The organism is Bacteroidota bacterium (assembly GCA_018698135.1).
In the GTDB taxonomy this organism is placed as follows: Bacteria; Bacteroidota; Bacteroidia; order CAILMK01; family JAAYUY01; genus JABINZ01.
Genome location: JABINZ010000222.1, coordinates 1 through 10536 on the forward strand (window position 1 = coordinate 1; position 10536 = coordinate 10536).

At 35.7% G+C, this 10536-nt stretch carries 5 protein-coding genes; 2 read left to right on the forward strand and 3 right to left on the reverse strand.

What is annotated here, in order from left to right:
- Positions 1 to 122: 122 nt before the first annotated feature.
- Entirely contained in the window at positions 123 to 1472 is a 1350-nt protein-coding gene (locus HOG71_14210) for a sigma-54-dependent Fis family transcriptional regulator (protein MBT5992001.1), read from the forward strand.
- Between the two features lie 324 nt (positions 1473 to 1796).
- Positions 1797 to 3011: a hypothetical protein gene (locus HOG71_14215; protein MBT5992002.1), complete on the forward strand. Its 1215-nt coding sequence runs from the start codon at positions 1797 to 1799 to the stop codon at positions 3009 to 3011.
- 147 nt (positions 3012 to 3158) lie between these two features.
- Here the strand turns inward: HOG71_14215 and HOG71_14220 are convergent, their stop codons facing one another.
- From HOG71_14220 to HOG71_14230, 3 genes are all read right to left on the reverse strand, one after another.
- On the reverse strand, positions 3159 to 5426 hold the full coding sequence (locus tag HOG71_14220) for a hypothetical protein (protein ID MBT5992003.1): 2268 nt from the start codon (positions 5424 to 5426) through the stop codon (positions 3159 to 3161).
- A gap of 279 nt (positions 5427 to 5705) precedes the next feature.
- Positions 5706 to 9797, reverse strand: a complete 4092-nt coding sequence (locus HOG71_14225; GenBank protein ID MBT5992004.1) for a hypothetical protein — start codon at positions 9795 to 9797, stop codon at positions 5706 to 5708.
- Positions 9798 to 9915: 118 nt separating this feature from the next.
- Positions 9916 to 10461 carry a T9SS type A sorting domain-containing protein gene (locus tag HOG71_14230; protein ID MBT5992005.1) on the reverse strand — a complete coding sequence of 182 codons (546 nt, stop codon included), beginning with the start codon at positions 10459 to 10461 and terminating at the stop codon, positions 9916 to 9918.
- Positions 10462 to 10536 lie beyond the last annotated feature (75 nt).

Genomic DNA, 10536 nt, shown 5'->3' on the forward strand with positions numbered 1-10536 from the left:
TAACTTTTTAAACGCTAAAGCTAAAAGTTACCAACATTACAACAGCATTATGAATATTATTATAAATTTGAAATTAAAGGAAATTATAACCAGACAGAGTTTGATTTACACTCCCATACTAAATAGGTAAAATGAAAATTTTTGTTGTCGATGACGAAAGAATAATACGGGTTTCGCTCTCTGATGAATTAAGAGATGCAGGCTTTGAAGTGTTTGAGTTTGCTCATGCTAATTCAGCATTAATGCAATTACAGGATGTCAAGCCCGATTTGGTTATTACAGATCTTAAAATGCCGGATGTTGATGGCATTGAATTTTTAGAAAAAATTAAGAAATTCAATAAGGACATTTATGTTGTTCTGATGACTGCACATTCAACCATTTCGACAGCTGTAGAGGCCATGAAGTTAGGCGCTTACGATTATGTTGAAAAGCCTTTCGAAAACGAGAGAATGCTTATTATTATCCAGCATATTTTAGAATTAAAGCAAATCAAAGCAGAAAATAGAGTTCTTCAAAAACAGCTCAAAAAGGATTATGATTTCTCCGCTTATGTTGGTAAAAGTAAGCGAGTTGTCGAAATTTTTGAACTCGTAAAAATTGTTGCCCAAAAACAAACAAGTGTTTTACTGGTTGGCGAAACAGGTACAGGAAAAGAATTATTAACCAATATTATCCATTTCAATAGTAGTCGAAATCGTAAGCCCCTCATCAAAGTGAGCTGTGCTTTGCTAAGCCGTGAAATTTTTGAGTCCGAAATTTTTGGTCACGAAAAAGGAGCTTTTACGGGTGCTACAGACGAAAAAGTCGGACGATTTGAAATGGCCAATGGAGGCACACTTTATTTGGATGATATTGATGATGTGCCGCTCGAAATGCAGGTGAAATTATTAAGAGCACTCGAAGAACGAGAAATTGAGCGTGTTGGTGGAAGCAAAACAATCAAAGTGGATATAAGGCTAATTGCTTCTACAAAAAAAGATTTAAGACAAATGGTTGATGAAGGTTTGTTCAGGGAAGATTTGTTTTACCGCCTGAATGTTTTTCCTATTCAGTTGCCGTCTTTGAGAGAAAGACCCGAAGATATTATCAGTTTAACCAGACATTTTGTTTCCATTTTCTCAGAAGAGGAAGCAAAGCTAATTGATGAGGATGTTTTTGAAATATTAAAAAAATATCCATTTCAAGGCAATGTAAGAGAGTTGAGAAACATTTCTGAGCGCTTGACCCTTTTGAGTATAGATAATAGAATTACCAAGGAAATTATTCCTTATGAAATTAAATTCCCTGGTTTTAAGCCTGCCTGTTTTGCATTTGATGATAAAACTTTAAATGAAATATTAGAAGAAGTCGAAAAAAATGCCATACGATCTGCTTTAGATAAAACGCATGGAAACAAAGCAAAAGCCAGCGAAATATTGGGTCTGCCAGCATCAACGCTAAAATCTAAGATTGCAAAATTTGCTTTGTAAAGCATTTTCATCCACACTCAAAGTCAGGTATAATCAATAATGGATATAGTCTAAATTCATTTTGCTTGACTTCAGGAAATTCCTGAAAAATTCCCAATACTTTTGCCGTCAGTTTATCGTCTAAAAGGATGAGATTTAGTCGATTTTGGTATTCTTTTGTTTGGAAGTGAATTAATTCAAAAAATAATTATTGAATGATTTATTCCTTATTGTCAGAAACATACAGCTATTTAATCTTCACATCCTATTTTTCTTTTTGCTTAGGAACATAAATTGAAATACTGTCAGTCTTATGATCAAAATCATTAATTAAATTAATAAATTATGAAAAAGTATTTTAGTTATGTAGCAAGCATTATGTTTTTTGGTGCAGTACTATTCATGAGTAGCTGTAACGATAATCCTGATGTAATCGACAATCCCGACACAAGCTCAACCGAGCTTCTTGTCGAGAAATTTACCGAAGCTCCAATGTTGGATGGAACAATTGACGCAATGTGGGGAGCCTCTCAAAAATTACTTGGAACAACAGAAGTTCCTAATTTACCTGCAAGATTAACACACTTAAATAGTGATGGAGCTGGTATTGAAGAAAATCTGGGTTTATTTGATCCATATTCTGGCGAAAAGTATGACTATACAATGCGTGCCGGATATTTTGGAACTGATATTTATTTCTTGTTTGAGTGGGAAGATGCAGAAGATAGCAAAGACAGACAATCATGGTATTTCGATCCTTCTGACAAACTTTGGAAAGGTGAGCATAAATATGCTAACAATGCAAGTGATAAGTTTTACGAAGATAAATTTGCTTTCTTATTCCCAATTGGTGATGTAGATGGTTTTAACACAACAACTTGTTATGCTACTTGCCATACAGTAAGTACCATAGCCAATCCAAAAGACAAACACACCCGCCATTATCTTTTAACAGATGGTCAAAAAATTGACATGTGGCATTGGAAACGTGTAAGAGGCACATATTTGGGCCAGGTTGATGACCAGAAAATGGTTTATGATGACAATACAAAAGGATCGGCTGCTAATGGTAGAAAAGGTGATGAAACAGGTGAAGGTGGTTATTCTGACAATAAGCAAACCTTAAATAATGGTACTGCTGATGTGAGTGTTCCCAAGTATGTTATCCCTAACAAAAGTGATTATTATTGGATTAGTAAAGATGATATTGATAATGCTACTGCCAAGCTAGTTACTGCTGTTGATGCAGAAGGCGTACTAACATTTGCCGGTGGAACAATCAATCCTGCTGACGGTGGCTATGAGCAAGCTACAGGTACAAAGCGTATTCCAAGTGTTACAACCAAGCCTTTCACATTAGGAAGAGGCGATATTACTATTCAGGCAAAACATACTGGAACGGGTTGGGTTTGTGAGTTTATGCGCAAATTAGATACAGGTGATGCTGATGATGTAGTATTTGATATTACAAAGGAAATTGCATTTGGTATTGCTATTTTTAACAATGCCGCCATTGCACATGCTGTTAAGCCTAATTTAATATTAAAATTCGAACAATAAGTCTTATTAATTTAATCAATGCTTTTTAAGTGATTAAGTTTTGAAAAACCCGCCAATGGCGGGGTTTTTTGTTTCTAAGCTAACAAGACAAAAAGAAACATGACCCAACTTAATGAATCATGTTTTTGCATTTAGTTTGATTGTAACTTAGTCCATCTTGCGTTGCATTTCAAGCAACAGACGTTCTAATTCTGCGATCTTTTCATTTTGCTGTTCAATTAAAGTTTGCTGCTCCTGCATTCCTTTAACCAAAGGCACTACAAATTGTGCATAGCTAAGGCTGTAGGGTGTTTTGTCATTTGTGGGTGCTCTTACACCACTAAAATCATATGCTGTTTCAACAGCAGCTGCTTCAACTTCCTGAGCAATAAATCCACTTTGTTTAATTTTTTCTACATCATATTTCTCAGCATAATTACTCGAATCAACTACAGTTAATAAATCGTCAAATTTGTCTTTATCAAAAGTATAGGTAACCGGCCTGAGCTTCATGATAAAATCAAGGCCTTTAACATCTTCTTTAATATTGTTTTTTATTCTTTTATCAGAAGAAGTGTAGAAAGTGGAGTTAACGCAACCGACCCAACTTACACTGCTGTTTCCAAGTATGACAACATTGCTGGCATTTGGTTCGGCTCCATTACCAATAGCAGTTGAATTTGAGAATGCTGTATCGTTATAATAAGCTTGATATCCAAGGGCAGTATTATAATGTCCGGATTTATTTGAATAAAGCGCCCTATAACCATATGCCGAGTTAGAATAGCCAGTATTATTGAAATTTAGCGCCTCAGAACCATATGCTGAGTTAGAATAGCCAGTATAGTTGTAATAAAGTGCTCGAGAACCAGTTGCTGTGTTTTCATGACCTGGATTATTTGAATAAAGTGCCTTATAACCATATGCTGAGTTTGAACTGCCGGTATAATTGCTATGTAGCGCTTGAAAACCATTTGCTGTATTACCAATACCTATTAAATTGGAGTAAAGTGCTCTATAACCATTCGCTGTATTATAATATCCTGTAGTATTGTTATATAGTGATTTATATCCAATTGCTGTATTTTTATTACCGTACGTATTTGAATAACCAGCCTGTTGTCCTATGAATATATTATGGCTGGCACGATCTTGCATAGTTGAAGAATAGGTATTGTTGAATCCGCTTCTATATCCAATAAAAATATTTCCTCCAGCTTCATTACCACTAATGGAGTTACCTGCACCTTGGCCAATAAAAACACTGCTATCATTATTTGTAAATTCAAGTGCTTTTTGGGTTATTACCATTTTTTCAGTCCCGGCTATATCAAAGCGTATAATGTCTTCATCTGTATTTTCCTCCAGCTGTATTTTAGTATCGGTATCAGCATCTGTCAAACTAGTTGAGATTGAGTTCCAATTTAATGTATCGGCTGATGTGATATTTTTTGCCACTGAAGCACCAAATACAGGATCTGCTTCTGCTGGCAACTTTACAAAACCTCCATTAGCTAAAAAGATGGTATCGTTGCTAATGCCAATCGCTTGGATTTCGTTTATATCACTTGTGTCAATTGCTGTAATGCTATTGCCATTTAATACGATTCCTGAACCTGAAGAATAGGTTGTATTTTCATCGGTCATTGGTGTCCAGGCTGCTCCATTCCATTTTAAAACTTGATTTGTTTTAGGATTGGTTGATGAAATATTTTTATCCTGAATTCGATTCGCATTCCACATAGCAGCTGAATATCGTGCTTGAAAAGTAGTCCCTGTTAAATACAGACCATAGCCTGAACTGTAGATTGTATTTTCATCCGTTATACTTCCTCCATTTTGTGAAAGAGTAATTACATTTCCTTTTTTTGAAAGTGTTTGAATTTCGTTTAAGGAATCATTGTCGTTATTGTTTAAAATAAAAGAACCTCCACCTTTCGAAAAACTAACTACCGAGCTGTCGTACGAAATAGTTTGAATTTCATTTGTTGAACTTGTGTCATTGAAGTTCGTATTGCCAGCCTTATCAGCATATAATGCATAGGGAACACTTAACAATTGACTTGTTCCCTCAATCGTATAATTTGCACCCCCTAATGGATCTGTTTCTGTTTTGATGAAATAAGGACCATCTGACCAATCGATTAATGAAAAGTTTCCTGAAACAATTGTTCCTGCTCCAATTTCCAGTGTAACCAAGCCATTGGCATTTGATGTACAACTGTGTGTTTCAACATAGACAGCAAGGCCGGAAACCGAATTCTGGAGAATACTAATTTGCATTCCAATTGATTCGTTTTTAACCAGTTTTTGATCCATGTCCCGAACAACTGCCTGATAACTCATTTTTTCAGGAGATTGTGCTTTTACTTGAAGGGAGATAAATACACATGCTAGCAAAAAAAGCACGGTTAATGTTGTAGATAGGATTTTCATAATTCTCGTTTTTACGTCATTGCGTTGAGGGACGAACGCGGCAATCTCCTGATATAGAATGCAGTCCTCAATTCATGAGATCGCTTCGTTCCTCGCGATGACGGTTTATACTTATTTATTTTTCTATTTCATCCAGACCTCACAGGTTTCATTTGCTTTTAATAGAAAACCTGTTGTTTTTACGTCATTGCGTTGAGGAACGAACATGGCAATCTCCTGATATAGAATGCGGTCTCCGATTCATGAGATTGCTTCGTTCCTCGCGATGACGGTTTATACTTATTTATTTTCCAATTCTTCTATTCTTGCTAATAATTCTTCAATTAAAGCTTGTTGTTCCTGCATTCCTTTAACCAAAGGCACAACAAATTCTGCATAGCGTAAGCTGTAATGATCCTTTTCATTTTTCGGTGCTTCTACGCCATGGAAATCATAGCCAATACTTTTACCAGCTTCTTCCACTTCCTGGGCGATAAAACCACTTTGCAACTCAGCTCCTTTTAATTGCTCTGATTCAGCAAATCTTTTTTCTTCAGGCAGATTGGTAAATTCAGCAAGTGCATCCATATCCAAATTATAGGTAACCGGACGAAGCTTTAGGATAAATTCAAGCCCTGATACATTCTCTTTTACATTTTTCTTAAACCGTTTGTCGGATACATTCGACCAGGAAGCATAGCCACCTATGGATGAAACACTGGAATTACCTAATCGTACCCGATTACTAGCTCCGGGAGATGCATCAGCACCTATGGCTGTGGAGTTTGTGTATGTGGAACCAGAACCAAATGCATTATCCCCAACTGCAGTATTGTTATTACCGGTTGTAATTCCATCAAGTGCAGTGTAACCAATGGCAGTATTATATTTGGCAGAGGTATTATTTGTAAGTGCATATCTTCCCATTGCAGTATTTCTATACCCAGTAGTATTGTCATACAATACTCTATAGCCAACTGCTGAGTTGCCATAGCCAGTAGTATTTGCATACAGTGCTTTAGATCCTACAGCTGTATTCTGCTTTGAATGCGAACTTGAGCTTGCTCCTGTTCCATTATTGTAAAGAGCACTATCACCTATAGCAACTAAATTGCCTTTGACCGTATTTTTGTATAGAGCCCTTATGCCAATAGCTATATTAGAATATCCTGTTGTATTTGAATAAAGAGATCGAACACCATTGGCTACATTATAATATCCTATTGTGTTTGAAAATAGGGAATAAGTACCATTTGCAGTGTTAAAATTTCCAGTTGTATTTTTATAAAGGGATCCAACACCATTTGCAGTATTAAAATATCCTGTTGTATTATAATAAAGAGATTGATTTCCACTTGCTACATTATAATGACCCGATGTGTTTCTATAAAGGGATTGATAACCATTTGCTGTGTTAACAAATCCAGTTGTATTATAATAAAGGGATTGAGAACCATTTGCTGTGTTAGAATTTCCTGTTGTGTTTGAATATAGGGATTGAGAACCATTTGCTGTGTTTCTATATCCTGTTGTGTTTGAGTAAAGGGATCGCATTCCATTTGCTGTATTATAATCTCCCTCTGTGTTAGAATAAAGAGATTTAGAACCAATTGCAGAGTTGTATGCACCTTTCGTATTGGAGTAAAGGGATTTAGACCCAATGGCTGTATTATCTGTAGCATCGGAACTGCTGTAGTTTACATTTAAGCCATTAGTATATAAAGCACTATCTCCTATAGCTACCTGGTTATTTCCTTTATTATTTCTGAAAAGAGCGGCTGTTCCAATCGCTACATTAGAATATCCTTCTGTATTGGAATGCAGCGAATTAGAACCTATTGCAATATTTTGTGAAGCTTTTGCATAGTATCCAGAATAATAATAATTGTTGTATAAAGCACCATTACCTATAGCTATCAAATTACTGGTTATTGTATTTTTATAAAGTGCTTGTGTTCCAATTCCAATATTAGAACTACCCGATGTGTTACTGTATAGTGCCTTTGAGCCTACAGCCGTATTTCCACTTGCTGTAATACCATTATAACCACAATTAAACAATGCACTATCGCCAATGGCTACCAGATTGCTATTCTCTTCATTTTTGTATAGTGCTCCTACACCAATACCAACATTTGAAGATCCTGTTGTGTTTGAATAAAGGGATGCAAAACCACTTGCATTATTATTCCTTCCAGAGGTATTTTTATAAAGACAAAGACTACCATTTGCGGTGTTATTATATCCTGTTGTGTTATTATAAAGGGATACAAAACCATTTGCCGTGTTATCATATCCTGTTGTGTTATTATGAAGAGATGAATTACCATTTGCAGTGTTACAATATCCTGTTATGTTTTTATAAAGAGATGAGGCTCCATTTGCTGTGTTTATATATCCTGTTGTGTTTGAATAAAGAGATGCATAACCATATGCAGTGTTAAAAGCTCCAGTAGTATTTGAATAAAGGGATTGATAACCATTTGCAACATTAAAGTAACCGTTTGTATTGGAATACCCAGATTGATAACCAATAAATGTATTGTAACTAGCATAATTGCTAGCAATTGAATAATTGGTATTCTTTCCACTTTCAAATCCAATAAAAACATTTTGACCGGTTTCGTTACCACTGATAGAATGAGCTGCACCTTTACCAATGTAAACACTTTGATCGTTATTTTCAAATTCCAGTGCTTTGGCAGTCAAAAGCATTCTTTCAGTTCCAGCTACATCAAATCGTATTATATCTTCATCAGCACTTTCTTCCACCTGTATTTTTGTATCATTATCATTATCCGTCAAAACATCCCCAGAAGCACTCCATTGTGTAGTGTCAAAGGCTGTAATATTCTCAGCTACTGAGTTGTTAAAAACAGGATCAGATTCTGTCCCTAGTTTATTTGCCCATTGAGTGGTATCAAAGGCTGTAATGTTCTCAGCAACTGAATTATTGAATACAGGATCAGTTTCATCGGCATTGGTGAAATGATCCAAATCGGTAATCTGGCTTTCTGTGATGGCAATACCTGTACTCTTATTCCATGCGGAGTATACCGGATCGGTTTCTGTTCCTACTTTATTTGTCCATTGCGTAGTATCAAAGGCTGTGATATTTTCTGCTACTGAGTTATTAAACACAGGATCAGTTTCATCGGTATTGGTGAAATGATCCAAATCGCTAATCTGGCTTTCTGTGATGGAAATACCAGTACTCTTATTCCATGCTGTATACGCAGGATCAGTTTCTGTTCCTACTTTATTGGCCCATTGAGTTGTATCAAAAGCTGTAATATTTTCTGCTACTGAGTTGTTAAAAACAGGATCAGTTTCATCGGCATTCGTAAAGTGATCCAAATCCGTAATTTGACTTTCTGTGATGGCAATACCTGTACTCTTATTCCATGCGGAGTATACCGGATCGGTTTCTGTTCCTACTTTATTTGCCCATTGAGTAGTATCAAAGGCTGTAATATTCTCAGCTACTGAATTGTTAAACACAGGATCAGTTTCATCGGCATTCGTAAAATGATCCAAATCAGTAATCTGGCTTTCCGTGATGGAAATACCAGTACTCTTATTCCATGCTGTATACGCAGGATCAGTTTCTGTTCCTACTTTATTGGCCCATTGAGTTGTATCAAAAGCAGTAATATTTTCCGCCACAGAATTGTTGAACACTGGATCTATTTCATCAGTAGTAGTAAAATGATCCAAATCCGTGATCTGGCTTTCCGTGATTACAATACCAGTACTTTTATTCCATGCTGTATATATTGGGTCAGTTTCAGTAGGTATTTTTACAAAACCTCCGTTTGCTAAATAAATAGTGTCGTTACTAATGCTTAACATCTGGATTTCATTGGTTACGGAACCATCAGCTTCCACTGCTAATTTATTATTCCAGTTTGCGGTATCGACTGCTGAAATATCTTTTGCCACTGAAGCATTAAACAGAGGGTCTTTTTCATCAAGCGAACCTGTAACTCCTTCAGCAGTTTTAGCATGTAAGGCATAGGGAACACTTAGCAATTGGCTGGTTCCTTCAATCGTATAATTTGTGCCTCCTGTAGGATCTGTTTCTGTTTTGATAAAATAAGGTCCATCTGTCCAATCAATGAGTGTAAAGTCTCCAATAACAATGGTTCCATCTCCTATTTCAACACTAACCAATCCGTTCTCATTGGTATTTGGGTTGTGAGTTTCTACAAAAAGGGCTGTTCCTGAAGCCGTATACTGAAGTATGGATATTTGCATTCCAATAGCTGTGTTTTTAACTAACTTCTTGTTTGCATCCCGAACTACTGCTTGATAGCTCATTTTTTCTGGTGATTGGGCAAAAACGTTGAGAGTGAGAAATAATGCTGTAATGATGACAAATAGATTTTTCATCCGATAAATTTTAATTGTGTTTTAATAAATATGAGGAAACCCGAGCAAAAATTAGGGTAATTTGGTTTAAAAATCAATTGGTAAAAAACTGATTATTTTTTATACCGATTTCCTGTAATTAGTGTTTTATAACTTTAAATGATTTGATTTCCTGATTGGCATCAAAAACTTTAATGAAATAAGTTGATGCAAGCAGTTTGTCCATTGAAATCAATGAGTTAACCTCATTAATCGAGTTTTGAAAGAGTAGTTTCCCATTCATGTCAAAAACCTGATAGTGGAGTTTATCAATTGAATAATCCTGAATGTGTAAGGTTAGTACATTCAGTGTTGGATTTGGAAATACAGACATATTCAATTCAATTCCATCAGCTTCTTTAATTCCAATATGGTTTGAAATCTCATAAGCTTGCTGAACGCCTTCAGCTAAAGAATAACCATTGCCATTGCTTGTAATGTAATTGACTTGTCCTACTGAGTAACTGACAGTCCCTCCAGTACCTGTTGCTTCACCTCCATTTGTTACTGACTCCTGTGCAATTGTAGTACATAACCCAATAAAAAATAGAATATAAGCAGTGAAAGTTGCTTTTTTGAAATAGAAGTTGTTCAAAGTTGACGCAATAAAATTACTGTAAAAGCCAATAGATGCAATGCTTTCCAATGAGTTTTGTTTGTTTCAAAACGTACCAGAATTGCCTTGTAAGCATCCAACCAAGCATTTGTCCTTTCTATAACA

Excerpts from the sequence above, each read along its gene's own strand:
- HOG71_14215 (MBT5992002.1), top strand. The coding sequence starts at position 1,797 with ATGAAAAAGTATTTTAGTTATGTAGCAAGCATTATGTTTTTTGGTGCA.
- HOG71_14220 (MBT5992003.1), bottom strand. The coding sequence starts at position 5,426 with ATGAAAATCCTATCTACAACATTAACCGTGCTTTTTTTGCTAGCATGT.
- HOG71_14225 (MBT5992004.1), bottom strand. The coding sequence starts at position 9,797 with ATGAAAAATCTATTTGTCATCATTACAGCATTATTTCTCACTCTCAAC.